23 protein-coding genes, 1 tRNA gene and 1 pseudogene are annotated in these 26,258 nt (G+C 71.0%); 16 read left to right on the forward strand and 9 right to left on the reverse strand.

All coding sequences use genetic code 11. The features are described from left to right. The first annotated feature begins 63 nt into the window (after positions 1 to 63). The gene (locus ACWIF2_RS05995; protein ID WP_454358838.1) at positions 64 to 444 is read left to right on the forward strand and encodes a winged helix-turn-helix transcriptional regulator; all 381 of its coding nucleotides are present in this window, start codon (positions 64 to 66) and stop codon (positions 442 to 444) included. Positions 445 to 475: 31 nt separating this feature from the next. Here the strand turns inward: ACWIF2_RS05995 and ACWIF2_RS06000 are convergent, their stop codons facing one another. The 5 genes from ACWIF2_RS06000 to ACWIF2_RS06020 all read right to left on the reverse strand — a co-directional run bounded on the left by ACWIF2_RS06000 (position 476) and on the right by ACWIF2_RS06020 (position 7,221). After that, positions 476 to 1,555 carry a 2-oxoacid:ferredoxin oxidoreductase subunit beta gene (locus tag ACWIF2_RS06000; protein ID WP_454358839.1) on the reverse strand — a complete coding sequence of 360 codons (1,080 nt, stop codon included), beginning with the start codon at positions 1,553 to 1,555 and terminating at the stop codon, positions 476 to 478. Next, positions 1,548 to 3,476 carry a 2-oxoacid:acceptor oxidoreductase subunit alpha gene (locus ACWIF2_RS06005; protein WP_454358840.1) on the reverse strand — a complete coding sequence of 643 codons (1,929 nt, stop codon included), beginning with the start codon at positions 3,474 to 3,476 and terminating at the stop codon, positions 1,548 to 1,550. Before ACWIF2_RS06005 ends, ACWIF2_RS06000 begins: the two co-directional genes overlap by 8 nt. Positions 3,477 to 3,625: 149 nt before the next feature. Further along, the gene (locus tag ACWIF2_RS06010; protein WP_382580102.1) at positions 3,626 to 4,285 is read right to left on the reverse strand and encodes a LuxR C-terminal-related transcriptional regulator; all 660 of its coding nucleotides are present in this window, start codon (positions 4,283 to 4,285) and stop codon (positions 3,626 to 3,628) included. 204 nt (positions 4,286 to 4,489) lie between these two features. Beyond that, complete coding sequence (locus ACWIF2_RS06015; protein ID WP_454358841.1) at positions 4,490 to 5,854, reverse strand: sensor histidine kinase; 1,365 nt, start codon at positions 5,852 to 5,854, stop codon at positions 4,490 to 4,492. Positions 5,855 to 5,994: 140 nt separating this feature from the next. Then, on the reverse strand, positions 5,995 to 7,221 hold the full coding sequence (locus ACWIF2_RS06020) for a sensor histidine kinase (RefSeq protein WP_454358842.1): 1,227 nt from the start codon (positions 7,219 to 7,221) through the stop codon (positions 5,995 to 5,997). 223 nt (positions 7,222 to 7,444) lie between these two features. On the opposite strand from ACWIF2_RS06020, the gene ACWIF2_RS06025 reads away from it, so the two are divergent. The 12 genes from ACWIF2_RS06025 to ACWIF2_RS06080 all read left to right on the forward strand — a co-directional run bounded on the left by ACWIF2_RS06025 (position 7,445) and on the right by ACWIF2_RS06080 (position 19,340). After that, positions 7,445 to 7,852 carry an NADH-quinone oxidoreductase subunit A gene (locus tag ACWIF2_RS06025; protein WP_382489269.1) on the forward strand — a complete coding sequence of 136 codons (408 nt, stop codon included), beginning with the start codon at positions 7,445 to 7,447 and terminating at the stop codon, positions 7,850 to 7,852. After that, the gene (locus tag ACWIF2_RS06030; RefSeq protein ID WP_454358843.1) at positions 7,843 to 8,457 is read left to right on the forward strand and encodes an NADH-quinone oxidoreductase subunit B; all 615 of its coding nucleotides are present in this window, start codon (positions 7,843 to 7,845) and stop codon (positions 8,455 to 8,457) included. Before ACWIF2_RS06025 ends, ACWIF2_RS06030 begins: the two co-directional genes overlap by 10 nt. After that, positions 8,454 to 10,007: an NADH-quinone oxidoreductase subunit C gene (locus tag ACWIF2_RS06035; protein WP_454358844.1), complete on the forward strand. Its 1,554-nt coding sequence runs from the start codon at positions 8,454 to 8,456 to the stop codon at positions 10,005 to 10,007. The genes ACWIF2_RS06030 and ACWIF2_RS06035 overlap by 4 nt, the downstream gene beginning before the upstream one ends. Next, entirely contained in the window at positions 10,004 to 10,972 is a 969-nt protein-coding gene (locus ACWIF2_RS06040; protein WP_454358845.1) for a complex I subunit 1/NuoH family protein, read from the forward strand. The genes ACWIF2_RS06035 and ACWIF2_RS06040 overlap by 4 nt, the downstream gene beginning before the upstream one ends. Positions 10,973 to 10,974: 2 nt before the next feature. Beyond that, positions 10,975 to 11,700 carry a 4Fe-4S binding protein gene (locus ACWIF2_RS06045; RefSeq protein WP_454358846.1) on the forward strand — a complete coding sequence of 242 codons (726 nt, stop codon included), beginning with the start codon at positions 10,975 to 10,977 and terminating at the stop codon, positions 11,698 to 11,700. Continuing rightward, a complete protein-coding gene (locus ACWIF2_RS06050) occupies positions 11,697 to 12,353 on the forward strand; it encodes an NADH-quinone oxidoreductase subunit J family protein (RefSeq protein WP_454358847.1) in 657 nt (218 codons plus the stop codon). The genes ACWIF2_RS06045 and ACWIF2_RS06050 overlap by 4 nt, the downstream gene beginning before the upstream one ends. Then, complete coding sequence (gene nuoK, locus ACWIF2_RS06055) at positions 12,353 to 12,757, forward strand: NADH-quinone oxidoreductase subunit NuoK (RefSeq protein WP_454358848.1); 405 nt, start codon at positions 12,353 to 12,355, stop codon at positions 12,755 to 12,757. Before ACWIF2_RS06050 ends, nuoK begins: the two co-directional genes overlap by 1 nt. After that, positions 12,754 to 14,748 carry an NADH-quinone oxidoreductase subunit 5 family protein gene (locus tag ACWIF2_RS06060; RefSeq protein WP_454358849.1) on the forward strand — a complete coding sequence of 665 codons (1,995 nt, stop codon included), beginning with the start codon at positions 12,754 to 12,756 and terminating at the stop codon, positions 14,746 to 14,748. The genes nuoK and ACWIF2_RS06060 overlap by 4 nt, the downstream gene beginning before the upstream one ends. Before the next feature lie 6 nt (positions 14,749 to 14,754). After that, the gene (locus tag ACWIF2_RS06065; protein WP_454358850.1) at positions 14,755 to 16,329 is read left to right on the forward strand and encodes a complex I subunit 4 family protein; all 1,575 of its coding nucleotides are present in this window, start codon (positions 14,755 to 14,757) and stop codon (positions 16,327 to 16,329) included. Continuing rightward, on the forward strand, positions 16,326 to 17,849 hold the full coding sequence (locus ACWIF2_RS06070) for an NADH-quinone oxidoreductase subunit N (protein WP_454358851.1): 1,524 nt from the start codon (positions 16,326 to 16,328) through the stop codon (positions 17,847 to 17,849). Before ACWIF2_RS06065 ends, ACWIF2_RS06070 begins: the two co-directional genes overlap by 4 nt. 238 nt (positions 17,850 to 18,087) lie before the next feature. Further along, positions 18,088 to 18,951, forward strand: a complete 864-nt coding sequence (gene htpX, locus ACWIF2_RS06075) for a zinc metalloprotease HtpX (RefSeq protein WP_454358852.1) — start codon at positions 18,088 to 18,090, stop codon at positions 18,949 to 18,951. Next, the gene (locus ACWIF2_RS06080; protein WP_454358853.1) at positions 18,948 to 19,340 is read left to right on the forward strand and encodes a YccF domain-containing protein; all 393 of its coding nucleotides are present in this window, start codon (positions 18,948 to 18,950) and stop codon (positions 19,338 to 19,340) included. Before htpX ends, ACWIF2_RS06080 begins: the two co-directional genes overlap by 4 nt. 180 nt (positions 19,341 to 19,520) lie before the next feature. Here ACWIF2_RS06080 and ACWIF2_RS06085 read toward each other — a convergent pair. Further along, positions 19,521 to 20,799: pseudogene (locus ACWIF2_RS06085) on the reverse strand (APC family permease). 193 nt (positions 20,800 to 20,992) lie between these two features. On the opposite strand from ACWIF2_RS06085, the gene ACWIF2_RS06090 reads away from it, so the two are divergent. Next, entirely contained in the window at positions 20,993 to 21,259 is a 267-nt protein-coding gene (locus ACWIF2_RS06090) for a GlsB/YeaQ/YmgE family stress response membrane protein (protein WP_454358854.1), read from the forward strand. 105 nt (positions 21,260 to 21,364) lie between these two features. Here the strand turns inward: ACWIF2_RS06090 and ACWIF2_RS06095 are convergent, their stop codons facing one another. Beyond that, a complete protein-coding gene (locus ACWIF2_RS06095; protein WP_382489292.1) occupies positions 21,365 to 21,853 on the reverse strand; it encodes a YajQ family cyclic di-GMP-binding protein in 489 nt (162 codons plus the stop codon). Between the two features lie 222 nt (positions 21,854 to 22,075). Between ACWIF2_RS06095 and ACWIF2_RS06100 the strand changes: the two genes are divergently transcribed. Further along, positions 22,076 to 22,157: transfer RNA gene (locus tag ACWIF2_RS06100), tRNA-Tyr, on the forward strand. 451 nt (positions 22,158 to 22,608) lie between these two features. Here the strand turns inward: ACWIF2_RS06100 and ACWIF2_RS06105 are convergent. Beyond that, positions 22,609 to 24,987: an MFS transporter gene (locus ACWIF2_RS06105; protein ID WP_454358855.1), complete on the reverse strand. Its 2,379-nt coding sequence runs from the start codon at positions 24,985 to 24,987 to the stop codon at positions 22,609 to 22,611. A gap of 263 nt (positions 24,988 to 25,250) precedes the next feature. Between ACWIF2_RS06105 and ACWIF2_RS06110 the strand changes: the two genes are divergently transcribed. Beyond that, the gene (locus ACWIF2_RS06110; protein WP_454358856.1) at positions 25,251 to 25,463 is read left to right on the forward strand and encodes a hypothetical protein; all 213 of its coding nucleotides are present in this window, start codon (positions 25,251 to 25,253) and stop codon (positions 25,461 to 25,463) included. Between the two features lie 20 nt (positions 25,464 to 25,483). Here the strand turns inward: ACWIF2_RS06110 and ACWIF2_RS06115 are convergent, their stop codons facing one another. After that, a complete protein-coding gene (locus ACWIF2_RS06115; RefSeq protein ID WP_454358857.1) occupies positions 25,484 to 26,140 on the reverse strand; it encodes an NAD(P)H-binding protein in 657 nt (218 codons plus the stop codon). Between the last annotated feature and the right edge of the window lie 118 nt (positions 26,141 to 26,258).

Here is a 26,258-nt window from a genome sequence, read left to right on the forward strand (position 1 = left end):
GGCACTAACCCTAGGAGAAGCGCTAACTCTTCGAAAGTACCCACTTTGAAGTAAGGTACTGTCATGGCAGTAAGTGATGGCGAGGCCCTGTGCCCGTACCGGCTCGTCCTGGAACACGTCACCAGCCGCTGGGGCGTGCTCGTCCTGATCGAGCTGCTGAACCGCCCGCACCGGTTCAGCGAGCTGCGCCGGGCGATCAGCCAGTACAACGGCCGGGGTGTCAGCGAGAAGATGCTCACGCAGACGCTCCAGACCCTGGAGCGCGACGGCCTGGTCCACCGCGACGCCAAGCCGGTGATCCCGCCCCGTGTCGACTACTCCCTCACCGACCTGGGCCGCGAGGCCGCCGAGCAGGTACGGGCCCTCGCGCAGTGGACCCACCAGCGCATGGGCGAGGTGGAGAAGGCCCGCCTGACCTACGACGAGACCCGGGCCGCGTCGTAGCGGTCCCGGGTTCCGGTGCTCTCCAAGCGACTCAGCCGACGACCGTCCAGGTGTCCCCGCCCGCCAGCAGCGCGCCCAGGTCGCCCTTGCCGTGCTGCTCGATCGCGGTGTCGAGCTGGTCGGACATCTGCGTGTCGTAGACCGGCCGGTCGACCGAGCGGAGGACACCGATCGGCGTGTGGTGCAGGGTGTCCGGGTCGGCCAGGCGGGACAGCGCGAACGCCGTGGTCGGGGACGGGGAGTGCGCGTCGTGGACGAGCACCTGGTCCTCGTTGTCCGGCGTCACCGCGACCACCTTCAGATCCCCGGTCAGCGGGTCCCGTACGACGCCCTTGTGCAGGTCGCTGCCGAACCGGATCGGCTCGCCGTGCTCCAGCCGGATCACGGCCTCCTCGGCCTGCTGCTTGTCCTTGAGGGCCTCGAAGGCGTTGTCGTTGAAGATGTTGCAGTTCTGGTAGATCTCGATCAGGGCCGTGCCCTGGTGGGCGGCGGCCTGGCGCAGCACCTCCGTCAGGTGCTTGCGGTCGGAGTCGACCGTCCGCGCCACGAACGACGCCTCCGCGCCGATGGCCAGCGACACCGGGTTGAACGGCGCGTCCAGCGAGCCCATCGGCGTCGACTTGGTGATCTTCCCGACCTCGGAGGTCGGCGAGTACTGGCCCTTGGTCAGACCGTAGATCCGGTTGTTGAACAGCAGGATCTTGAGGTTGACGTTGCGGCGCAGCGCGTGGATCAGGTGGTTGCCGCCGATGGACAGCGCGTCGCCGTCACCGGTGACGACCCACACCGACAGATCGCGGCGCGAGCTCGCCAGACCGGTGGCGATGGCCGGGGCACGGCCGTGGATGGAGTGCATCCCGTACGTGTTCATGTAGTACGGGAACCGGGAGGAGCAGCCGATGCCCGAGACGAAGACGATGTTCTCCTTCGCCAGACCCAGCTCGGGCATGAAGCCCTGCACCGCCGCGAGGATGGCGTAGTCGCCGCAGCCGGGGCACCAGCGGACTTCCTGGTCGGACTTGAAGTCCTTCATCGACTGCCTGCCCTCGGCCTTGGGGACGAGGGAGAACGCCTCGATGGTGCCCGTGCCGTGCGTGGACGTCTCAGCCATCGATGGCCTCCTTCAGAGCCGCGGCGAGCTGCTCCGCCTTGAACGGCATGCCGTTGACCTGGTTGTACGACTGGGCGTCGACCAGGTACTTCGCCCGGATGAGCGTGGCGAGCTGCCCGAGGTTCATCTCGGGGATCACCACCTTGTCGTAACGCTCCAGCACCGCGCCCAGATTCCGCGGGAAGGGGTTGAGATGGCGTAGATGCGCCTGCGCGACGGACTCCCCGGCCCTGCGCAGCCGCCGCACAGCGGCCGTGATCGGCCCGTACGTCGAACCCCAGCCCAGCACCAGCGTCCGCGCCTCGTGCGGATCGTCCACCTCGAGGTCCGGGACGTCGATGCCGTCGATCTTGGCCTGCCGGGTGCGGACCATGAAGTCGTGGTTGGCCGGCGAGTAGGAGATGTTGCCCGTGCCGTCCTCCTTCTCGATGCCGCCGATCCGGTGCTCCAGACCCGGCGTGCCCGGGATCGCCCACGGCCGGGCCAGTGTCTGCGGGTCGCGCTTGTAGGGCCAGAACACCTCGGAGCCGTCCTCCAGGGTGTGGTTCGGGCCCTGCGCGAACTGCACCCGCAGGTCGGGCAGCTCGTCCAGGTCCGGGATCCGCCAGGGCTCGGAGCCGTTGGCCAGATAACCGTCGGAGAGGAGGAAGACCGGCGTGCGGTACGTCAGCGCGATCCGCGCCGCCTCCAGCGCGGCGTCGAAGCAGTCCGCCGGCGTACGGGGCGCGACCACCGGGACAGGGGCCTCGCCGTTGCGCCCGAACATCGCCTGGAGCAGGTCCGCCTGCTCGGTCTTGGTGGGCAGACCGGTCGACGGCCCGCCGCGCTGGATGTCCACGACCAGCAGCGGCAGCTCCAGCGAGACCGCGAGGCCGATGGTCTCCGACTTCAGCGCCACACCGGGACCGCTTGTCGTGGTCACGGCCAGCGAACCGCCGAAGGCCGCGCCCAGCGCGGCCCCGATACCCGCGATCTCGTCCTCGGCCTGGAACGTCCGCACGCCGAAGTTCTTGTGCTTGGACAGCTCGTGCAGGATGTCCGACGCCGGAGTGATCGGGTACGACCCCAGGTAGAGCGGCAGATCCGCCTGCCGGCTCGCGGCGACCAGGCCGTACGACAGGGCGAGGTTGCCGGAGATGTTGCGGTAGACACCCGGCGGGAACGCCGTGGACGCCGGGGCCACCTCGTAGGAGACGGCGAAGTCCTCGGTGGTCTCGCCGAAGTTCCAGCCCGCCCGGAACGCGGCGATGTTGGCCGCCGCGATATCGGGCTTCTTGGCGAACTTGGACTTGAGGAACTTCTCCGTGCCCTCGGTGGGCCGGTGGTACATCCAGCTCAGCAGGCCCAGCGCGAACATGTTCTTGCTGCGCTCCGCCTCCTTGCGGCTGAGGTCGAACTCCTTCAGCGCCTCCACGGTGAGCGTGGTCAGCGGCACCGGGTGCAGGTGGTAGCCGTCCAGCGACCCGTCCTCCAGCGGAGACGTCTCGTAGCCGACCTTCTGCATCGCCCGTTTGGTGAACTCGTCCGTGTTGACGATCACCTCGGCGCCGCGCGGCAGGTCGCCGATGTTCGCCTTCAGCGCGGCCGGGTTCATCGCCACCAGCACGTTCGGCGCGTCACCGGGCGTGAGGATGTCGTGGTCGGCGAAGTGCAGCTGGAAGGACGACACCCCTGGCAGGGTTCCGGCGGGCGCCCGGATCTCGGCCGGGAAGTTCGGCAGCGTCGACAGGTCGTTGCCGAACGACGCGGTCTCCGAGGTGAAGCGGTCGCCGGTGAGCTGCATACCGTCACCCGAGTCCCCCGCGAACCTGATGATCACCCGGTCGAGACGGCGGACGCCCTTGGCGCCCGCCGCTTTGCGCTGCTCTCCTACGACTGGTCCGTCGGCCTGCTCCGCTGGGCTACTGACCTGGCTGGTCACTGAACTGGACCTCCCTCGAGGCGGCTGTCCGGGACAGGCCTTCCCGCAGGCCTCCCAGGATCAACCCTACGACCGTAAGGGTCGCCTTCTTTGTGTCATTCGCATCTTGGACGCGACTTTGGGGTGATCACACACTCCTGCCTCGCATGTCAGGAATTGAGGTACGTGAGCACGGCCAGGACTCTGCGGTGGTCCCCGTCGCTCGGCGACAGCCCCAGCTTCAGGAAGATGTTGCTGACGTGCTTCTCGACCGCTCCGTCGCTGACCACCAGCTGCCGGGCGATCGCCGAGTTCGTCCGCCCCTCGGCCATCAGCCCCAGCACCTCCCGCTCCCGCGGCGTGAGCCCCGCGAGCACGTCCTGCTTACGGCTGCGGCCCAGCAGCTGCGCGACCACCTCCGGGTCGAGGGCCGTACCGCCGTCGGCCACCCGCACCACCGCGTCCACGAACTCACGGACCTCGGCCACCCGGTCCTTCAGCAGATAACCGACCCCCCGGCTGGAGCCCGCCAGCAGCTCCGTGGCGTACCGCTCCTCCACGTACTGCGACAGCACCAGCACACCGAGCCCCGGGTGCGCCTTGCGCAACTGCACCGCCGCCCGTACGCCCTCGTCGGTGTGCGTCGGCGGCATCCGCACATCGGCCACCACGACATCCGGCAGCTCGCCCTGCGCGTCCAGCTCGGTGATGGTCTTGATCAGCGCCTCGCCGTCACCCACTCCGGCGACGACCTCGTGCCCGCGGTCGGTCAGCAGCCGGGTCAGGCCCTCCCTGAGCAGCACTGAATCCTCGGCGATGACCACCCGCACCCTGTCCTCCACGATGTTCCGGCCCCCCACAGCCCGATGCCGCCCGTCCGCAGCCCACAACGGCTCCGCGCCCACCCGTGCGACGGGTCCAGCATTTCAGGATCGGGGGGTGGATGGGGGGCAGGACCGGCTTCTTGTCCGAGTGATTCGGGGGTGGCGGGCCAGGAGTGCAACGCCCTCACACCCGCCACCCCCGACCAGAGGTCACCTCACATACGCCGCCCGCCACGGCAGCTCCGCCGTCACCCGGGTCGGACCGCCCGCCGGCGAATCCACCACCAGGATCCCGTCCACCGCGTCGAGCCGGTCCGCCAGCCCGGTAAGACCGGACCCCCGGGACACATCGGCCCCGCCCCGCCCGTTGTCCACGACCTGCAGCATCAGCCGGTTCTCGGTCCGCCAGACCTCCACACCCGCCCAGGTCGCCCGGCTGTGCTTGCTGACGTTCTGCAGCAGCTCCGACACCGTGAAGTACGCGATCCCCTCGATCGCCGGCGCCGGCCGCTCCGCCAGATCGACCTCGACCCGCACCGGCACCGTGCACCGCGAGGCCACCGCCGACAGCGCCGCGTCCAGGCCGCGGTCCGTCAGCACCGCGGGATGGATCCCCCGGGCCAGGTCCCGCAGCTCCTGCAGCGCCGTCTTCACCTCGCCGTGCGCCTCGTCCACCATCCGCGCGGCCGCCTCCGGATCCTCCTGGAGCTTCTCCTTCGCCAGCCCCAGATCCATGGCCAGTGCCACCAGCCGGGCCTGCGCCCCGTCGTGCAGATCCCGCTCGATGCGCCGCAGGTCGGCCGCGGCCGTGTCGACCACGACCCCCCGGTCCGACTCCAGCTCCACCACCCGGGAGGCCAGCCGCGACGGCCCCAGCAGCCCGTGCACCAGCAGCCGGTCCACCATCGTCAGCGCCCGCAGGATCCAGGGCATGGCGATCGTGAACAGCAGACCCACCAGCGCGGTCATCGTGATCTCGAAGGGGTTGTCGAGGTAGACCCGGTGCGTCTCGTCGCCGTACAGCTGGATCCCGTCCTGGCCGGCGTACATCGGGAACACCCAGGCCCACAGCGGGTACGTCAGCAGCCCCCAGCCCAGCGCCCACACGTTCACGGCGACCGCGAACGAGAACACCGCCCAGGGCATCTGCAACAGCGCGTACAGCAGGGCCCGCCACGAGGCGCCGCTCTTGAGGACGGCCCCCATCCACGCCATGGCGCCCGGCTTCCGCATCCGCAGCGGCTCCGGTTCCTCCACCTCCAGGTCCAGCAGCGCCCGCGCCCGGAACCGCTCCACCGCCCCGAAGCCGCGGCACCCGGCGAGCGCTGCCGCCAGCACCGGTACGCCGAGGAACGTCACCAGCAGCCCCGCGCCCAGCGACACCATCGTCACCGCGTAGACGAACAGCACGATGCTGATCGGCAGGCTGAGCAGCACATGGCCGAGTTCCCGCCAGGTGCGGCCCTCGACCGGCGCCCGCAGCGCGACCGGCAGCCGGTGCCGCCGTCGTTGGGTGCTCCCGGGGTACCCGGGCCCGCCGTCGAGCCCGTATCCCTGTCCGTACTCCGTGGCCATCGGCGTCGTCCTTCTCCTCGTCCCGCTGCTGTGCCCTCGATACCTCCACCCTGCTCCGCCGCAGGTCGGCGGACCATGGAGTCCGTCGGCGTCTTGGACGGGGGGTTTTCCCTACCTCCGGCCCGGCTTCCCAGCGCGCCTCAGCGGCTGCCGGTGCCCGCGGCGGAGGCGTCCGTGCGGTCGCGCCACGGCAGTTCCGCCGTGACCGTCGTCGGGCCGCCCTCGGGCGACTCCAGGACGAACAGGCCGTCCACCGCGCCCAGCCGGTCGGCCAGGCCCTTCATCCCCGTACCGCCGTCGAGACTCGCGCCGCCGCGGCCGTCGTCCCACACCTGGATGAGCAGCCGGTCCGCCGACCGCCAGACATCCACCGACGCCGACCTCGCCCGGCTGTGCTTGCTGACGTTCTGCAGCAGCTCTGAGACGGTGAAGTAGGCGATGCCCTCGATGGCCGCGGCCGGCCGCCCGGGCAGGTCGGCCGTCACCTTCACCGGGACCGTGCAGCGCGAGGCGACCGAGGACAGGGCCGCGTCCAGGCCGCGGTCGGTCAGCACCGCCGGGTGGATGCCGCGGGCCAGGTCCCGCAGCTCCTGGAGCGCCAGCTTCACCTCGCCGTGCGCCTCCTCGACCATCGCCGCCGCCGCGTCGGGGTCCTCCAGCACCTTCTCCTTTGCCAGGCCGAGGCCCATGGCCAGATTGACCAGCCGGGCCTGCGCCCCGTCGTGCAGATCCCGCTCGATGCGCCGCAGGTCCGCCGCCGCCGTGTCGACCACGACCCCCCGGTCCGACTCCAGCTCGGCGATGCGCCGCTCCAGCTCGTCCGAGGGCGACAGCAGCCCGCGCACCATGGCCCGGTCGGCGTTGGCCAGCCCCCGTGCGATGTACGGCAGCACCGGCCACAGTACGAACAGCGAGGTCAGCGTGACGGTGAAGGTGAGGACGCCCCACGGCAGCCGTATGAACTCGTACAGCACCGCACGCCAGCCCACCGGGTCCTTCAGCGACATCCACACCTGGGCGAGGAAGCCGCCCGAGCCGCGCAGCGGCAGCCGGCTCGGCTCGTCCACCCGCACCCCGAGCAGCGCCCTGGCCCGCGCCCGCTCCAGCTTGCCCAACTGCCGCGCGCCCATGAGTCCGGCGGCGAGCAGCGGGAACCCGATCACCGTGACGGTCAGCCAGAAGCTGGTGAACAGCACCGTCATGACGTAGGTGAATCCGAGCAGGGAGAGAGGAAGGTTCGCCAGGAGGTGCGCGATCTCCTTCCAGGTGTGCCGGTCGTAGGCGAACCGGGGCGGCGGCGGGCGGTCGTCCTGCCCGGCCGTCGTCGCGGCCGCCTTGGTGCCGGGGGACGGAAAGCGTTCGGTCATACGCGTTAGCGTGCCCGGCCGTGGGCAGCCGCGCCATGAGGTGGACCGCCAGGATCGACTGAGGAAAACCCCACCCCCGCATGCCAGGGCGTGACGGGCTGCTTACCCTGCCTTTATCAGGGCCTAGACTCCCGTGCGTACAGATCGTCGAACAGCGGCGTCCGGGTGAACCGGGGGATCGCCGCAGGACCAGGTCCGAGTTTCAAGGGAGCGAGGGACGGACGTGCCGGAACCGACCGTCGTCACCACGACCGTCGTCGCGGCGGACTACTTCCAGTCCTATTCGGTCGTCGGACTGCTCGCCGCCGTCGGCGTGCTGTTCGTCGCCGTCGCCTTCGGGGCCGGCCGCCTGCTGCGGCCCGTGGTCCCCACGCCCGAGAAGCTCCTGACGTACGAATGCGGCGTCGACCCCGTCGGCGAGGGCTGGGCCCACACCCAGGTCCGCTACTACGTCTACGCCTTCCTCTACGTGATCTTCGCCGTCGACTCGATCTTCCTGTTCCCCTGGGCGACCGTCTTCGCAGCCCCCGGCTACGGCGCGACGACCCTGGTGGAGATGTTCATCTTCCTCGGCTTCCTGGCCGTGGGCCTGCTCTACGCATACAAGAAGGGCGTCCTGGCATGGACGTGACCCCCGACGTGACCTCCGCCGGCCCCGAACCCGTACTGCTTCCGGAACCGAAGCGCCTCGGCGCCCTCGCGCGCCTCGCACCCGAGCCGATGAAGGTGATCCTCAACTGGGGCCGCCGCTACTCGCTCTGGGTCTTCAACTTCGGCCTCGCCTGCTGCGCGATCGAGTTCATCGCCGCGTCGATGGCCCGCCACGACTTCATCCGGCTCGGCGTCATCCCGTTCGCCCCGGGCCCGCGCCAGGCCGACCTGATGGTCGTCTCCGGCACCGTCACGGACAAGATGGCCCCGGCGGTGAAGCGCCTCTACGAGCAGATGCCGGAGCCCAAGTACGTCATCTCCTTCGGCGCGTGCAGCAACTGCGGCGGCCCGTACTGGGACTCGTACTCCGTGACCAAGGGCGTCGACCAGATCATCCCCGTCGACGTCTACGTCCCCGGCTGCCCGCCCCGCCCCGAGGCACTGCTCCAGGGCATCCTCAAGCTCCAGGAGAAGATCGCCCGCGAGTCGCTGGGGGAGCGGTACGGCACGGGACGCCCCTCCGCGGCGGCGCTGCAGAGCGGCCTGGTGCGGCCGCCGTCCGAGAACTCCGGGGAGGGACGATGACCGCGGTCGGCTGGCTGCCCGCCGCCACCGAGGAACTCTTCGGCCCGGACGCCACGGCCGAGGAGTCGTACGAGGTCCTGACCGTCGACGTCCCGCCGGCGACCTGGATCTCCGCCCTGGAGACCGCCCGCGACCGGCTCGGCTGCACCTACTTCGACTGGCTGAGCGCGGTCGACGAGCCGGGCACGGGCTTTCGCGTCACGGCCCACATCGCGGCCCTGTCTCCCCTCCGCCGCCTCCTCCTGCGTACGACGATCCCGCACGAGACCCCCGCCCTGCCCTCCGCGGTCGGTGTCTACGCGGGCGCCGCCTGGCACGAACGCGAGACGCACGAGATGTTCGGCATCGCCTTCGAAGGCCACCCGGCACTCGACCACCTGCTCCTGCCCGACAGCTTCGAAGGCCACCCCCTGCGCAAGGACTTCGTCCTGGCCGCCCGCGTCGCCAAGGCCTGGCCCGGCGCGAAGGAACCCGGCGAGTCCGAACACGGCGGCCCCAAACGCCGCCAGATGCTCCCACCCGGCGTCCCCGACCCCAACGAATGGGGCCCCCTGAAGGGCCAACTCCCCCCGGCCCCGTCCCGCCCGACCCGAGCCACAACCCCCCGCGCGGCAGGCGAACGCCCCGTACGGCGTGCACGCTCGGCGGGGGAGGGCTCGGCGAGCCAGGCGGCTGCGGGGGCGCCGGAAGCCCCGACTCCGGCTCCGTCTGCGGGTGCGCCGCGTCGTGCGCGTTCGGCGGCGGAAGGCTCGGTCAGCCAGTCCCCGCCCGGGGAGTCGACTGCCTCGGCTCCGACGGGGCCACGGCGTCACCGCACGGCGGCGGAGGGCTCGGCGAGCCAGGCTGCTGCGAGGGCCTCGGAAGCCCCGGCTCCGTCTGCCGGTGCCCCGCGTCGTGCGCGCTCGGCGGCGGAAGGCTCGGTCAGCCAGACCACGCCCGACGACACGGCCCCGTCGTCACCGGCCGCCCCGCGTCGCACCCGTACCGCTGCGGACGGCTCGGCGAGCCAGACGCCCAGCGGATCGGAAACCCCGGCGACCGCACCTGAGTCCCCGACGCCCGGGTCCGAAGCGGCGGCGCCCGGTTCCGAAGCGGCGGCGCCCGGTTCCGAATCGCCGGCGACCGGTTTCGAATCGCCGGCGCCCGGCACCGAGAAGCCGACCACCGCGCAGCCGGAGTCCCCCGCCACCGAGGCCGAATCCCCGACCCCGTCGGCGGGACCGCGCCGCGCGCGCAGTGCGTCGGAGGGCAGCTCGAGCCAACGCGCCGCGGATGACCGGGGCGACAGCCGACCGGGCAAGTCCGCTCCCACTCCGCGCAGCGCGGACGCCCCCTGGCACCACGCCCGCCCGGCCTTCGACGAACCGGAACCCACGACGGAATCGTCGCCACAGACCGCGCAGTCGCCGGCCCCCGAGCCCTCGGACGACTCGGAGACCCCCGAGGCCTCAAAGCCCTCAAAGCCCTCAAAGCCCTCAGAGACCACAGAGGTCACAGAGGCCACAGAGCCCAAGGACACCCCCGACGACCCCACAGGAGGCCCGCGGTGAACGACGCCCTCGACGTCACCCTGCGACTCCTGGTCGTCTTCGTCGTCTTCCTCACCTTCCCCCTGATCATCGGCCAGACCGAACACAAGGTCATGGCCCACATGCAGGGCCGCGTCGGCCCCATGTACGCCGGCGGCTTCCACGGCTGGGCCCAGCTGATCGCCGACGGCGTGAAGTTCGCGCAGAAGGAGGACGTCGTCCCCGCGGGCGCGGACCGCCGTATCTTCCAACTGGCCCCCGCCGTAGCCCTGCTGCCGTACCTCCTCGTCCTGCTCGCCATCCCCATCGGCCCGGACGAGGGAGCCGTCGGCCAGGTCATCGACGCGGGCATCTTCTTCGTCCTGGCCGTCATGGGCGTCGGCGTCCTCGGCTCGCTCATGGCCGGCTGGGCGTCCGCGAACAAGTTCTCCCTCCTCGGCGGCCTCCGCACCGCCGCCCAGCTCCTCGCCTACGAGCTGCCGATGCTCCTGACCGCCGCCTCGGTCGCGATGGCGGCCGGCACGGTCTCCCTCCCCGGCATCCTCGACGCCTTCGAGTGGTGGTGGCTGCCCTGGCAGATCGTCGGCGCGATCGTCTTCTTCGTGGCCGGCCTCGCCGAACTCCAGCGCCCTCCCTTCGACATGCCCGTCGCCGACTCGGAGATCATCTTCGGCGCGTACACCGAGTACACCGGCCTCCGCTTCGCCCTCTTCCTCCTCGCCGAGTACGCCGGAATCGTCGTCCTGTGCGGCCTCACCACCGTCCTCTTCCTGGGCGGCTGGCACGGCCCCTGGGGCGCCGACGGCCTCGGCTGGGTCTGGACCCTGCTGAAGACCGCCGTCCTCGCCTTCCTCGTGATCTGGCTGCGCGTCACCTACCCGCGCCTGCGCGAGGACCAGCTCCAGAAGCTCGCCTGGACCCTCCTCGTCCCCCTGTCCCTCGCCCAGATCGCCCTCACCGGCGTCGTCAAGGTGGTGATCCAGTAACCATGGCTGCGTCCCTCCCGAACTCCCGGCCCCGCATCCCCGGCTCCGGCCTCGCCAAGGGCCTGGCCGTCACCCTCCGCACGATGACGAAGAAGTCCGTCACCGCGCAGTACCCGGACGCCCAGCCCGACCTCCCGCCCCGCACCCGTGGTGTGATCGGACTGTTCGAGGAGAACTGCACGGTCTGCATGCTCTGCGCCCGCGAGTGCCCGGACTGGTGCATCTACATCGACTCCCACAAGGAGACGGTCCCGGCGGCGACCCCCGGCGGCCGCGAACGCAGCCGCAACGTCCTCGACCGCTTCGCCATCGACTTCGCCCTGTGCATGTACTGCGGTATCTGCATCGAGGTCTGTCCTTTCGACGCCCTGTTCTGGTCACCGGAGTTCGAGTACGCCGAGACCGACATCCACGACCTCACCCACGAGCGCGACAAGCTCCGCGAGTGGATGTGGACCGTCCCGGCCCCGCCGGCCCTCGACCCCGCCGCCGAGGAGCCGAAGGAAGTCGCCACCGCCCGCAAGACCGCTGAGAAACTCGCGGCCCAGCAGCAGCCCGCCCCCACCGACTCCGCCGCCGACGAGCAGGCCCGCGCGGCGGAAGCCCCCACCCGCCCGGCAGGCGAGTCCCGGCAGCAGACCGACCAGCCGAGGCAGCGGCCCACGGACCGGCAGCAGACCGACCAGCCGAGGCAGCGGCCCACGGACCGGCAGGAGGGACAGGAATGACCCTGGCCGCAGCCGCCACGACAGCGGCCCACGCCACCACCACGGCGGCCCACACCACCACGGCCGCCGAGAGCCACGGCTTCCTCTCCCCGACCGGCGTCGAGATCGCCTTCCTCCTCGTCGGCCTGGTCACCTTCGGCGCCGCGATCGTCACCGTCACCACCCGGCAGCTGGTGCACGCCGCCCTGTGGCTGGTGGTGACCCTCGGCGGCCTGGCCGTCGAGTACCTCCTGCTCACCGCCGAGTTCATCGCCTGGGTGCAGGTCCTCATCTACGTCGGATCCGTCGTCGTCCTCCTCCTGTTCGGACTGATGCTCACCAGGGCCCCGATCGGCCGCTCCCCGGACGCCGACTCCGGCAACCGCTGGGCCGCCCTCACCGTTGCCCTCGCCGCGGCCGCCGCCCTGGTCTGGGTCGTCGTCGACGCCTTCCGCACGACCTGGATCGACCTGGACGGCCCCGCCGCCGGTTCCACCGAGGCCACCGGCGCCAGCCTCTTCCAGAACTGGGTCCTCCCCTTCGAGGCCCTCTCCGTCCTCCTCCTCGCCGCCTTGGTCGGAGCGATCGTCCTGTCCCGCAAGGCGAAGGCCGACGCGGCGCCCGCGCCCGACAGCGCCCCGGCCGGCCGGAGCGAGAAGGAGGGCACCCGCTGATGCACCTCGCCTATCCAGCCGTCCTCTCCGCCCTCCTCTTCTGCACGGGCCTCTACGGCGTCCTCGCCCGCCGCAACGCGATCCTGGTCCTGATGTCGGTCGAGCTGATGCTCAACGCCGTCAACCTCAACCTGGTCGCCTTCGACGTCTGGCTCAGCAAGACCGCCGAGGAGACCCTGCACTCCGGCCAGGCCCTGACCCTGTTCACCATCGCCATCGCCGCCGCCGAGATCGGCATCGGCCTGGCGATCGTCCTCGCCGTCCACCGCAACCGCGGCACCGCGGACATCGACAAGCTCCGCGACACCGCCGAACGGCACGGCCCCGGCGGCGACGGCACAGACCACGACGCCCTCACGGCCGAGCAGTCCGACGAGGCCCAGAAGGCTGAGGCCACCGCGTGACCACGACCACCCTCGCCGTCCTCGTCCCCCTCCTTCCGTTCCTCGGCGCCGCCGCCGGCCTGCTCCTGGGCCGCACGGCACCCGGCTTCGTCCGCCCGCTCGCCGTCCTGCCGACCCTCGCCTCCCTGGTGCTCGCCGCGCTGGTCGCCGCACGGCAGGGCGGTGACACGGCCGTCAACGCGGCCACGGAACTCACCCCGACCGGCGCGGTCCCGATCGAACTCGCCCTGCACATCGACGGCTTCGCCGCCCTCGTCGCCATCGTGGTCGGCTTCGTCGCCACATGCGTGCAGATCTACTCGACGGGCTACCTGCGCGACGACCCGCGCTACCCCTCGTACGCCGCTCTCGTCTCCCTGTTCACCTCCGCGATGTTCCTGGTCGTCTATTCCGGCGACCTGATCGTGCTGCTGGTCGGCTGGGAAGTCATGGGCATCTGCTCCTACTTCCTGGTCGGCCACTACTGGGAGACCCCGGAGGCCCGCGCCGCCTCCCTCAAGGCCTTCCTGGTCACCAAGCTCGGCGACGTCCCCTTCCTCATCGGCCTGTTCGCCCTCGCCACCGACGCCGGCTCCTTCCGCATCACGAAGGTCCTCGGCGCCGTCGCGAGCGGCTCACTCGACCACCCGACGCTGATCGCCCTGCTGCTCCTCGCGGGCGTGGCGGGCAAGTCGGCGCAGTTCCCGCTGCACACCTGGCTCCCCGACGCGATGGCGGGCCCGACGCCCGTCTCCGCGCTGATCCACGCCGCGACGATGGTCGCCGCCGGTGTCTACTTCATCGCCCGTCTCCTCCCCGTCTTCGAGGCCTCCCAGGCCGCGATGGTCGTCCTCGCCGTCATGGCCGCCGTCACCATGGCCGGCTCGGGGCTCGCCGCGCTCGCCCAGGACGACATCAAGCGCGTCCTCGCCTACTCGACGATCGGCCAGCTCGGCTACATGACCGGCGCCCTCGCCGTCGGCGACCGCGGAGCCGCCGTCTTCCACCTCCTGTCCCACGGCGCCTTCAAGGCGCTGCTGTTCCTCGCGGCCGGCGTGATCATCCACGCCGCCGGCACCAACTCGCTCGCCGCCATGTCCCGTATGCGGAACCTCCGCGACCGCGTCCCCGACGCCTACTGGACGATGACCGTGGCGCTGCTCGCGCTCGCCGCGATCCCGCCCTTCAGCGGCTTCTTTTCCAAGGAGGCCGTCCTCGGCGTCGCCGAACACGTAGTCACCGGACACACCGAGCACGCCCCCGCCGCCGCGGGCTGGATCGTCCTCGTAGCCGGCCTGCTCACGGCCCTGCTCACCGCCGCCTACGCGATGCGCCTGTGGCTGCTCGCCTTCCGGGGCCGGGGCACCGAAGCCCCCGACCACGGCAAGGAGCCGCTGACGATGACCGTCGTGCTGTGGGTCCTGGCCGTCCCGTCCCTGGCCCTCGGCGGATTCGCGTTCCGCCTGCTGCCCGACTGGTTCGACGGCCGTGACCTCGGACCGACGCTCACCACCTCCGTGCTCGGCACCGGCGTGGCCCTGGTCGGCGGCATCGTCACCTACGGCGCCTGGCGGCACACCACCGCGCTCGCGGCCCGCGTCCCGCTCGGCGCGGTCGCCGCCCACCCCGAGGGCGACGCCGCCCAGGTCGAGGCGGAAGCCATCGCCACCCACGAGCCTGCCTACGGCGACATCGCCTACGCGCCCGACCCCTCCGATCCGGGACGGCTCCTGCTCGGCCCCCTGCACCGGCACGCGGCCGCCGGCTTCCACCTGGACGCTGTGTACACGGCACTCTTCGTCCGCCCGGTCCAGGCCGGAGCGAGCCTCGTCCGGTTCCTCGACCGCGAGGTCGTCGAGACCTATGTACGCGGTGCGGGTGCCTTGCCCCGCTGGCTCGGCGCCGCGGTACGCCGCGCCCAGACCGGCAACGTCCAGACCTATGTGAGCGCGCTGCTCGCCGGCACCGTCGTCCTCGCGGTCGCCGCCGTCCTCGTCGCCACGGGAGCGTGAGCAGGCGTGATCGATATCAACGAGTCCGTGATGCAGGTCCTTCTGGCGTTCATCGTCGTCGGCCCGCTCCTCGGCGCCGCCGCGGCTCTCCTGCCGGCTCCGCCCGGGCTGAAGGGGAAGTCACCCGAGCAGGCGGTGCTCCGGCACGGCGTCACCGTCACCGGCGCGGTCCTCATCGCGGCGATCGTCCTCGCGCTCGGCTTCGACCACGACCAGCCGTCGAAGATGCAGGCCAGCACGGACATCAGCTGGATCCCCGCACTCGACGTACGCATCCACCTCGGCATCGACGGCATCTCCCTCCCCCTTCTGGTCCTGACCGCGCTGCTGACCTTCCTCTGCGCGCTCTACTCATACTTCAAGATGCCTGAAGGCCCGACCCCGAAGGCCTTCGTCGCCCTGCTGCTCGTCCTCGAGTCCGGCACGCTCGCGACCTTCGCCGTCCTCGACCTGCTGCTGTTCTTCCTGGCCTTCGAGATGGTGCTCATCCCGATGTACTTCCTCATCGCCCGCTGGGGCGGCGAGGGCCGGAGCCAGGCCGCCTGGCGGTTCATCCTCTACACGCTGCTCGGCTCCGTGGTCATGCTGCTCGGCCTGCTCCTGATCGGGCTCAAGGCGGGCACGTTCGACATGATGGCACTCGCCACTGACAACGGCCGGTCGCTGAGCACATCCGTGCAGGTCATCGCTGTTCTGTCGATCGGGATCGGCCTCGCGGTCAAGACGCCGATGTGGCCGCTGCACAGCTGGCTGCCCGACGCCCACACCGCCGCGCCGACCGTCGGCTCGGTCCTGCTGGCCGGTGTCCTGCTGAAGATGGGTACGTACGGTTTCGTCCGGATCCTGCTCCCCATCGCACCGGACGGCTTCCGCACCTTCGCGCCCTACCTCGCGGCGCTCGCCGTCGTCGGCATCATCTACGGGTCCCTGGCCTGTCTGGCCCTCGCCAAGCAGGGCGCGAAGGGCGACCTCAAGCGCCTGATCGCCTACTCCTCCGTCGGCCACATGGGCTTCGTCCTGCTCGGCATCGCCACCATGACCCCAACCGGGGTGAACGGTGCCCTCTTCGCCAACATCGCCCACGGCCTCATCACCGGCCTGCTCTTCTTCCTGGTCGGCGCCCTGAAGGACCGCACCGGCACCACCGACCTCGACACCCTCGCCGAGGAGACCGGAGCCGCGCTCTACGGCAAGGCCCCGCGCCTCGGCGGCCTGCTCGCCTTCGCCGCGGTCGCCTCGCTCGGCCTGCCGGGCCTGGCCGGGTTCTGGGGCGAGATGCTGGCCCTGTTCGGAGCGTTCCAGCCCGCCGCCGGCCTCAGCCGTCCCGCCTTCCTCACCTTCATGGCGATCGCCGCGTTCGGCACCCTGCTGACGGCCGCGTACCTGCTGATCGTGGTCCGCCGCGTCTGCATGGGCGCCCTGCCCCAGGACGCTCCGAAGCTGACCGACGTGCGCTCGTACGAGTTCGCGGCCTGGACCCCGCTCGTCGCCCTCACCGTCGTCGCGGGCCTGTGGCCCAAGGCCCTCCTCGGCCTGAGCGACCCGGCCGTCCAGCAGCTCCTCGCAGGAGGCAACCGATGAGCTCCCAGGCCCAGCCCCTGGCCGCGTCGCTGGTCCAGTCCGTCGACTGGCTCGCGATCGCACCGCCCACCATCGCGGCGGTCGTCGGACTCGTCGTCCTGGTCGCCGACCTGTTCGTCGCCGAGCACCGGAAGGCGCTGCTCGGCTGGACATCGGTGGCGGGCCTGGCCGCCGCCACCCTGATGCTGCTGCCCCTCCTGGACGGCGACCGCAGCACCTTCTGCCTGACCGGCGACGCCGCCGTCTGCAGCTACACCGCCGACCGCTTCACCCTGGTCATCCAGTTCCTGGTCCTCGGCGGAGCCCTCCTCACCGCCCTGTTGTCGGTCACCGCCCTGAAGGACGGCCGCAAGGAGCTCCCCGAAGGGGAGTACTGGTTCCTGTTGCTCTCCTCCGCGGCCGGCGCCGCCCTCCTGCCCGCCTCCCGCGACCTGGCGACCCTGATCGTCGCCCTGGAGGTCGCCTCCCTGCCCGCCTTCGCGCTGGTCGGCCTGAAGTACGGCGACCGGAAGTCCTCCGAAGCGGCCCTGAAGTTCTTCCTGTCCTCGGTCACCGCGACAGCGGTCAGCCTCATGGGCATCAGCTTCGTGTACGCCTCCACGGGCACCCTCTACCTCACCCAGGTCGCCGACCGCATCCAGAACGTCGACGGACAACTCCACACGCTCGCCCAGACCGGCGTCGTCCTCACCCTCGTCGGCTTCGCGTTCAAGACGGCCGCCGTGCCCTTCCACTTCTGGGTGCCCGACACCTACGTGGGGGCGCCCCTGCCCATCGCCGCCTATCTGTCGGTCATCGGCAAGGCGGTCGGCTTCAGCGGCCTGATCCTCGTCACGGTCGTGGCCCTCCCGTCGTACGCCGACCTCTGGGGCCCGGCCCTGGCGGTCCTGGCCGCGCTCACCATGACCGTGGGCAACGTCGGAGCCCTGCGTCAGCAGGCCACGCGCGCGTACAGCGCGGTCCGCCTGCTCGCCTGGTCGTCCGTCGGCCAGGCCGGCTACCTGCTCGTACCGATCGCCGCCGCCGCGTACTCCGGGGACGCCGAAAAGTCGGTCGGCTCCACCGTCGCCTACGCCCTGATGTACGGCGCCGTGAACCTCGGCGCCTTCGCCGTGGCCGCGCTCGTCGGCCGGACGAGGCTCCTCAACCGCGTCGCCGACTACCGCGGCCTGTACGCGTCGAGCCCCCTGTCCGCCCTGCTCCTCGCGTTCTTCCTGCTCTGCCTCGCCGGACTGCCGCCGGGCATCATCGGCCTCTTCGCCAAGGTCACCGTCTTCGCGGCGGCCGTCGACGCGGGCCTCGGCTGGCTGGCCGTGATCATGGCCGTCAACGTCGTCATCGCGCTGTTCTACTACCTCCAGTGGACGACCCTGCTCTTCCGCGCCCCCGAGGGCGAGCCCGAGAAGCACCGAGTCCCGGCCCCTCTCACCGCCGCGATCGCCCTGACCGGCGTCCTCGGCATCGCCCTGTCCGGGGCACCCCAGCTCGTCCTGCGGTTCACCGACACCGCCCTCTTCTGAACGACAGCCGCTTTCGCCACGCGCGCGTGGGGCACCCGCCTCCCCACGCGCGCGTGCCGCTTCCCGGCGCCGTTCACCCGGACGGCCCACACCCGCCGCCGCACGCACAAGGGAACTAGTGCCCTCCGCCTGGCGTTGACCAGTACGGGAGGGTCCACTGGACGTGACACCACGGCACCAGTGGCACCGCAGATCACCGAGCAAGGGTCCCCCTGCCGCACCACTTGGAGGGCGTACCGTGCACCGCCGGCACAACGGGCTCAGGACCGCAGTCCTCCTCGGGGGACTGTCCGCCCTCATCATCGTCATCGGCAGCTTTTTCGGCCGCATGGGGCTCGTCATCGCCGTCCTGGTAGCGCTGGCCACCAACGCGTACGCCTACTGGAACAGCGACAAGCTGGCACTGCGCGCGATGCGGGCCCGCCCGGTGAGCGAGTTCGAGGCCCCGGGGCTCTACCGCATGGTCCGCGAGCTCTCCACCCAGGCCCGCCAGCCCATGCCGCGTCTGTACATCTCCCCGACGGAGGCGCCCAACGCCTTCGCCACGGGCCGCAACCCGCGCAACGCCGCCGTGTGCTGCACCGAAGGCATCCTGCGCCTCCTGGACGAGCGCGAGCTGCGCGGCGTCATCGGCCACGAGCTCAGCCACGTCTACAACCGCGACATCCTCATCTCCTCGGTGGCCGGTGCCCTCGCCTCCGTGATCATGTTCCTGGTCAACTTCGCCTGGCTGATCCCGATCGGGCGCTCGGACGACGATGACGGCCCCGGCCTGCTCGGCATGCTGCTGATCATGATCCTGGGCCCGCTCGCCGCCTCGCTCATCCAACTGGCCATCAGCCGTTCCCGGGAGTACCAGGCGGACGCCTCCGGCTCCCAGCTCACCGGCGACCCACTCGCCCTGGCCAGCGCCCTGCGCAAGCTCGAACTCGGCACTAAGCAGCTCCCGCTGCCCCCCGAGCCGCGCATCGAGACCGCCAGCCACATGATGATCGCGAACCCGTTTCGCCCCGGCCAGGGCCTCTCGAGGATGTTCTCCACGCATCCGCCCATGGCGGAACGCATCGCCCGGCTAGAGAAGATGGCAGGTGGAAACCAATGAGGACAGTTCTCAATGTCATATGGCTCGTCCTGAGCGGCTTCTGGCTCTTCCTCGCCTACATGCTCGCGGGCCTGCTCCTCTGTATCACCATCATCGGAATCCCGTTCGGCATAGCGGCCTTCCGCATCGGCGTCTACGCCCTGTGGCCCTTCGGGTACACGACAGTCGAGCGCCGTGACGCGGGCGCGCCGTCCTGTGTGGGCAACGTGCTGTGGCTGGTCCTCGCGGGCTGGTGGCTGACCCTCGGCCACATCGCCACCGGCATCGCCCTGTGCGTCACGATCATCGGCATCCCGCTCGGCATCGCCAACTTCAAGCTCATCCCGGTCTCGCTGCTCCCGCTCGGCCGCGACATCGTCCGGACCGACGAGCCGTTCACAGCACGCTGACGGCGGGATTACGGAGCCCGGTTTCCACAGGCCAGGGGTTATCCACAGGCCCGCCCGGCTGTCAGCGGCGGCCTGCATGATGAACCCATGACCGCGAACGAGCAGTTGCCGACCCGAGTGACGGCCAAGAGAGCCTGACCAGCAACAGCGGCGGAGTGCCTGCCTCAACCGCCCGCAGCCCTACGCCCTCCCCGCCCGAGCCCCCGCCCATCGCCGCACTCCATACACAACCGCGCCCACCACCAGCACACCCGCTCCCACGGCCACCGATACCGCCGACAGCGAGAACGCCAGCACCACGCACCCGGCCAGCCCGACTCCCGCCACCGCCCGAGCCGCCAGCCCCGCCGATGCCGAAGTCGATGCCGAACCCAGCGTCCAGGCCGACGCGTTGGCCACGGCGTAGTACGCCAGCACACCGAAGGAGGAGCACCCGATCGCGCCCCGGACGTCCACCGTGGCGGCCAGGACCGCGACCACCGCACCCACCGCCAGCTCCGCCCGGTGCGGCACCTGGAACCGCGGATGCACGGCCGCCAGCGCCCCCGGCAGATGCCGGTCCCGGGCCATGGCCAGCGTCGTCCGCGAGACCCCGAGGATCAAAGCCAGCAGGGAGCCCAGCGCGGCCACGGCCGCACCGACCCGCACCACCGGCACGAGCCAGGGTGTCCCGGCCGCCCGCACCGCGTCGGCCAGTGGCGCCGCCGCGTCCACGAGACCGTCCGACCCGAGCACCGAAAGGACAGCCACCGCCACACACGCGTACACCACCAGCGTGATGCCCAACGCCAGCGGAATCGCGCGCGGAATGGTGCGCGCCGGGTCGCGTACCTCCTCACCGAGGGTCGCGATACGGGCGTACCCGGCGAACGCGAAGAACAGCAGGCCGGCCGCCTGAAGCACGCCGCCCGCACCGCCCGAGGCACCGACGTCCAGCCGCCCGGCGTCCGCCGCGCCGGACCCCAGACACCCGACCACCACGGAAGCGAGGACAGCCAGGACCACCGCCACGATCACCCGCGTCAGCCACGCCGACTTCTGGATCCCGCCGTAGTTCACCGCGGTCAGCGCCACCACGGCCGCGACCGCCACCGCATGCGCCTGCCCGGGCCACACGTACATGCCCACAGTCAGCGCCATCGCCGCACAGGAGGCAGTCTTCCCCACCACGAACGACCAGCCCGCGAGATACCCCCAGAACTCCCCGAGCCGCTCACGCCCGTAGACGTACGTGCCGCCCGAGGCGGGATACCGGGCGGCGAGGGCGAGCCGACGACGTGGCGTTGCAGTAGGCGACCACGGCGGCGACGGCGAGCCCGAGGAGCAGCCCGGACCCGGCAGCGTGCGCCGCAGGCGCGAGGGCGGCGAAGATCCCGGCTCCGATCATCGAACCGAGTCCGATGACCACCGCGTCCCCCACACCGAGGCTACGGCGCAGTTCGGAACCGGAGGCTGTCATGCGTCGCACCCTACTGATCAGCGCAACCGGTGGGTGCCGTCAGGGCGTCCTCCTCACCAAGACGGCGTGAAAGCGCGCGGCAAGGACGATGCGCGCGGTACGCCCGACGTACGACGCACGGGCACGGCCTGCCGGGAGCAAGATCACATGGCCGGGACAGTGCGGGCACAGCGTGAAAGGGCAGGTTCACGGCATGACCATTATCAGCTGGATCATCCTGGGACTGTTGGCCGGAGCCATCGCGAAGTTCCTGCTGCCGGGGCGCGACCCAGGCGGCCTCATCGGCACCACCCTGATCGGCATCGCGGGCGCGTTCATCGGCGGCTGGATATCGGCCCGCTGGATGGACCACCCGATCACCAAGGACTTCTACGACGGCACGACCTGGGCCGCGGCGATCGGCGGATCGCTCGTCCTCCTGGTCGCCTACCGCCTGCTGTTCGGCAACTCGCGCAGCTGAACGCGCCCACCGACCGCAGCCGCCAGACGAGAAGGGTGGACACCGGCAGGTGCCCGCCCTCTCTCGTACCCGTGCAGGCCGTGAGCCCCGAGGACCCGACCGGACCTACCGGTAGTTCACGAACTGCAGGGCGAAGTCGTAGTCCTTGTCCTTGAGCAGGGCGATGACGGCCTGCAGATCGTCACGGCTCTTGGAGCTGACCCGCAGCTCCTCGCCCTGCACCTGCGCCTTCACGCCCTTCGGGCCCTCGTCGCGGATGGCCTTCGCCACCTTCTTCGCGTTGTCCTGGGAGATGCCCTCCTTGATCGAAGCGAAGATCTTGTACTCCTTGCCGGAGAGCTGGGGCTCGCCCGCGTCCAGAGCCTTCAGCGAGATGCCGCGCTTGATCAGCTTGGACTGGAAGACGTCGAGGATCGCCTTCACCCGGTCCTCGGAGTTCGCCTCCATGAGGATCTGCTCACCGGACCACGAGATCGAGGCGCCCACGCCCTTGAAGTCGTAGCGCTGCGAGATCTCCTTGGCGGCCTGGTTGAGTGCGTTGTCGACCTCCTGCCGCTCGACCTTCGAGACGATGTCGAAACTGGAGTCGGCCATGTCCTGTGGCTCCTTGTATCGGGGTGCGTATCGGTGCGTACCGGCGTACGTGGGCGGCCGCCGGTCCCGTTCAGGTCCCGGGCCGCATCCGGACAAGCCTAGCCACCCCCCGCCCTTCGGGCGCCGATCAATCGGGTGGCGAAGCACCCCTCCACATCAGGTATTGTTTACGTCGTTGCCACGGAGCGCCGCCGAAAAGCGGCTCGAAGGGCAGCTACCCCCGGCGGTGTGCCCGAGCGGCCAAAGGGAGCAGACTGTAAATCTGCCGGCTCAGCCTTCCCAGGTTCGAATCCTGGCGCCGCCACACTGGGGAAGACCCCCTCTGATCAGGTTTTTCGCCTGCTCAGAGGGGGTCTTTCGTTGGCCTTCCCTGTTCGATTCGTTGCGGACGGGGCGTGGACGTGTCTCACTTCGTACCGCCCGTATCCCACCGTTGATCAGTGCGTGTCCCCCAGGCGTCCCCCGGGGGTGAGCATGATCACCCCGGCCCGTTCCACTCCCGCGGGGCCGCATCGGTCCGGCTGTTCGCCCGCTCCCGCGTCTGGTCAAGGACCTTGGCGTACACCTTGTGCAGCACGGCGATGCTGACGCCAGCGCGGCGGGCAACTCCATCGCATCTACCCCGGAGCTGAGCCGGAACGGGACGCCGGCGTGCCGCAGGTCGTAGGGACGGCAGGCCAGCAGCGAGGCCGTTTCTTCGTGGAGCAGCCCTTCGAGCGTGGGTGCGGCGATGCCCGCGGCGGGGTCATTCGGGACTACTCCCTCCCGTGGGCCAGTTCGATGTCGTGGTCGTCAACGCCGGTGCCCGAGACCGACACCGATGTCGCCTGCGGCGGATACCCGGTCGCGATGACGGTGTACGCGCCGGTGTCCAGGTCGGAGAAGGCGTACGCCCCGTCGAGACCGGTCCGGGTCGTGGCGAGCACGTTGCCCGCCGCGTCCACCAGCGTCACCCGCGCGTCGCTCAACGGCGCGCCCCCTCCGCGCACCGTGCCCCGCACCTGCGCGCCGGGCCGCAGTTCGAGCTCGACCCGCGTGGTCCCGGCCCCGCCGATCTCGACGATCTGGGCGAGTGGCCGGTGCTTGGGGGAGTTGACCGCGAGGGTCACCGGGCCCGGCACCAGGTCGGTGACGGTGAACTCGCCCAGTACATCCGTCCGTCCGGTGGCAAGTACGTCCCCGCGGACGTCCGTCACGATGACCACGGCCTCGGCGACCGGCGTCCCGCTGTCCGCCGACCGCACCACACCGGCGAGCCCGCTGGTGCCGCTCAGCAGCACGTCGTACGCCACCGGCTCACCGGCCGCGACGAGCGTGGAGGCTTGCGGCTGGTAGCCCTCCGCCGAGGCGATCAGGACGTAGGAACCGGCGCCGGGTGCGTCCACTCCGTACGACCCGTCGCCCCGCGAGACCGACCGCCCGAGCTGCTTGCCGCCGAGCGAGATCAACGTCACCGCGGCCCCGCCGACCGGAACCCGCTCGGCACCCAGGACCCGCCCCCGCACAGGGATTCCGGTACCGGCGGACCCAACCGTCGCGACCTCCGCGGCAACAGGCCTCTCGACGGTCGGTCCCTCGAGAGCCGGTTCCCCGCCAGCCGGTTCCCCGCCAGCCGGCTCAACCAGAGCCGGCCCACCGGCACCCGGCTCCTCACCGGTACCCGGCTCCTCGCCCTCCCCCAACTCCTCGCCCTCCGACGGCTCCACCGCCACCGCCCCCACCCGCTGCCGCGGAATGAACGACGCGACCACGAAGGCGAGCAGCGCGGCCCCGGCCCCGATGGCCAGGACGGCCTTGAACCCGTTCTGGGACGGCAGGGCGGTCGGCCCGAAGGGCGTCGTCATCTGGGCCAGGATCACCCCGGCCACCGCGCTGGCCGTCGACGTACCGATGGACCGCATCAGCGTGTTGAGGCTGTTCGCCGCGCCCGTCTCGGAGGCTGGTACCGCGCTCATGATGAGCGCGGGCATCGAACCGTAGGTGAACCCGATACCCGCCCCGATGACGCAGGTGACGAGCACGAAGTGCCAGAGCTCGGACATCAGCGCGATGTTCAGCCCGTACCCGGCGGCCACGATCAGGGCGCCGACCATCAGGGTGATCTTCGGGCCCTTGGCCTTGGACAGGGCGGCGGAGACCGGGGCCGTGGCCATCATGACCAGGCCGGACGGGGCCATCGTCAGACCGGCGACGAGCAGCGACTCGCCGAGGCCGTAGCCGGTCGCCTCAGGCAACTGCAGGAGCTGCGGAATGACGAGGGACATCGCGAACATCGCGAACCCGACGGCGATCGAGGCCAAGTTGGTGACCAGCACCTGACGGCGTGCGGTGGTGCGCAGGTCGACCAGCGGCTCCCTGACGCGCAGTTCCCACCAGCCCCACACCAGCAGCACGACCACGGCCGCCGCGAACAGACCGAGGGTGGTGCCGCTGTTCCAGCCCCAGTCCGCGCCCTTGGAGATCGCCAGCAGTAGGGACACCAGCCCCGCCGCCATACCGATGCCGCCGACCAGGTCGAAGCGCCCGCCGGTGCGCACCTGCGACTCCGGCACGATGGCCGGCACCAGCACGAGGGCGACGGCGCCCAGCCCGGCCGAGGCCCAGAACAGGGTGTGCCAGTCGAAGTTGTCCGCGATCAGCGCGGCGGTCGGCAGCCCGAGGGCGCCGCCGACGCCGAGGGAGGCGCTCATCAACGCCGTGGCGGAACCGAGCCGTTCGGCGGGCAGCTCGTCCCGCATGATGCTGATGCCGAGGGGGATCACGCCGGACGCGAGGCCCTGCAGTGCCCGTCCGACGATCATCGGGGCGAGCGTGTCGCTGAGCGCGGCGGTCACCGAGCCGGCCACCAGCATGACGAGGCTGATCAGGAGCATCCGGCGCTTGCCGTACATGTCGCCGAGCCGGCCCGTCACCGGGGTGGCGACGGCCGCGGCGAGCAGCGTGGCGGTGACGGCCCAGGCGGTGTCCGACGCGGGGGCGTTCAGCAGCCGGGGGAGCTCCGGGACGATCGGGATGACCAGGGTCTGCATCAGCGAGACCACGATCCCGCCGAAGGCCAGGACCGCGACGACGCCGTTGGCCCGTGGCGCCGCGGGCTTCCCGTCGTCGGCGGGTCGGGGAAGGGCGTGGGACATGGCCGGGCCTCCGTTAGGGGCGTCAGTCAGGGACAGCGCGACCCGTCAAAACTAAGTCCATTGATTGACTTAAGCAACCGGAATCGGGTGAGGGTGCGGTGAGCGAAGGGCGACCGTGCGGACAGGGGGGAGGAAGGACGCGCGGACCCCGGGAGGAGGAGACACGGAGCAGGGGAGGGGCAGACGCGGAGCAAGGGCAGGAGAAGGCACGGATCAGGGGGAGGACAGGCATACTCGCGCCGCCCGCGCGGCACACTGGCCCCATGTCCTCCCGCCGCAGAAACTGCCCCGAGTGCCGCCGCGAGATCGCCGTCGTCGCGGGGCGGTACGCGCGCCACGACCCGCCGGGCGCCCGGGAGCACGGCGAACTCACCTCGTGCCCTGGCTCCCGTCGTCAGGCCCTGCCCGGCGCGGAGCAGCCGTCCCTGGACGGCTACGCGGTGCCCGAATTCCCCGGCCAACTACCCCTGTTCTAGGGAACTCCGCCTCGGAGACGTCAGTTCCCCGCCACCGACTTCACCGCCACGGACACCGGCACCGGTCCGCTGATCAGCTCCAGGGTGAGTCCGGCCGTCGCGGCGGTGTCCACCAACTCCGCCAGTACGGCGGCCACGTCGTCACGCGGAATCGGCCCGCGGCCCGTGCGCGCCTCCAGGCGGACGAGACCGGTGCCGGGGTCGTCGGTGAGCTGACCGGGCCTCAGGATCGTCCAGTCCAGGGCGTTCAGTCCGCGCACGTACGCGTCCGCCTCGCCCTTGGCGCGGAGGTACACGTCGAAGATCTCGTCACCCTCGTGCCGCGGGTCGGCGCCCATGGACGACACGACCACGAGGCGCCGTACGCCCGCCTTCACCGCCGCGTCCGCGAAGAGGATCGCCGCGGCCTTGTCCACCGTGTCCTTGCGGGCCACCCCGCTGCCCGGGCCCGCGCCCGCCGCGAAGACCGCCGCGTCGGCACCCCGCAGCCGCTCCGCGACCTCGTCCACGGAGGCCGACTCCAGGTCGAGCACGACCGGTTCGGCACCGGCCTCCCGCAGATCGTCGGCCTGTTCGGCCTTACGGATGATCCCCGCTACCTCGTCCCCGCGCGCGGCGAGCAGGCGCTCCAGCCGCAACGCGATCTGACCATGACCACCAGCGATGACAATGCGCATGCCTTCGACCGTACGCCCGGACGCCCCCATCCGCCGCACGACTTCAGCCACGCCCCCCGACCCATGCCCCCACCGACCCACGCCTCCACCGGCCCACGCCCCACGACCGGCCCCAAGA

The sequence above is a fragment of the Streptomyces sp. NPDC055506 genome (assembly GCF_053643595.1).

What these genes read in the sequence shown, in the direction of transcription:
- ACWIF2_RS06030 (WP_454358843.1), top strand. Translation starts at nt 7,843, where the DNA reads ATGGACGTGACCCCCGACGTGACCTCCGCCGGCCCCGAACCCGTACTG.
- nuoK (WP_454358848.1), top strand. Translation starts at nt 12,353, where the DNA reads ATGCACCTCGCCTATCCAGCCGTCCTCTCCGCCCTCCTCTTCTGCACG.
- ACWIF2_RS06080 (WP_454358853.1), top strand. Translation starts at nt 18,948, where the DNA reads ATGAGGACAGTTCTCAATGTCATATGGCTCGTCCTGAGCGGCTTCTGG.
- ACWIF2_RS06045 (WP_454358846.1), top strand. Translation starts at nt 10,975, where the DNA reads ATGGCTGCGTCCCTCCCGAACTCCCGGCCCCGCATCCCCGGCTCCGGC.
- ACWIF2_RS06110 (WP_454358856.1), top strand. Translation starts at nt 25,251, where the DNA reads ATGTCCTCCCGCCGCAGAAACTGCCCCGAGTGCCGCCGCGAGATCGCC.
- ACWIF2_RS06095 (WP_382489292.1), bottom strand. Translation starts at nt 21,853, where the DNA reads ATGGCCGACTCCAGTTTCGACATCGTCTCGAAGGTCGAGCGGCAGGAG.
- ACWIF2_RS05995 (WP_454358838.1), top strand. Translation starts at nt 64, where the DNA reads ATGGCAGTAAGTGATGGCGAGGCCCTGTGCCCGTACCGGCTCGTCCTG.
- ACWIF2_RS06015 (WP_454358841.1), bottom strand. Translation starts at nt 5,854, where the DNA reads ATGGCCACGGAGTACGGACAGGGATACGGGCTCGACGGCGGGCCCGGG.
- ACWIF2_RS06090 (WP_454358854.1), top strand. Translation starts at nt 20,993, where the DNA reads ATGACCATTATCAGCTGGATCATCCTGGGACTGTTGGCCGGAGCCATC.
- ACWIF2_RS06000 (WP_454358839.1), bottom strand. Translation starts at nt 1,555, where the DNA reads ATGGCTGAGACGTCCACGCACGGCACGGGCACCATCGAGGCGTTCTCC.
- ACWIF2_RS06020 (WP_454358842.1), bottom strand. Translation starts at nt 7,221, where the DNA reads ATGACCGAACGCTTTCCGTCCCCCGGCACCAAGGCGGCCGCGACGACG.
- ACWIF2_RS06105 (WP_454358855.1), bottom strand. Translation starts at nt 24,987, where the DNA reads ATGTCCCACGCCCTTCCCCGACCCGCCGACGACGGGAAGCCCGCGGCG.
- ACWIF2_RS06115 (WP_454358857.1), bottom strand. Translation starts at nt 26,140, where the DNA reads ATGCGCATTGTCATCGCTGGTGGTCATGGTCAGATCGCGTTGCGGCTG.
- ACWIF2_RS06070 (WP_454358851.1), top strand. Translation starts at nt 16,326, where the DNA reads ATGAGCTCCCAGGCCCAGCCCCTGGCCGCGTCGCTGGTCCAGTCCGTC.
- ACWIF2_RS06035 (WP_454358844.1), top strand. Translation starts at nt 8,454, where the DNA reads ATGACCGCGGTCGGCTGGCTGCCCGCCGCCACCGAGGAACTCTTCGGC.
- ACWIF2_RS06050 (WP_454358847.1), top strand. Translation starts at nt 11,697, where the DNA reads ATGACCCTGGCCGCAGCCGCCACGACAGCGGCCCACGCCACCACCACG.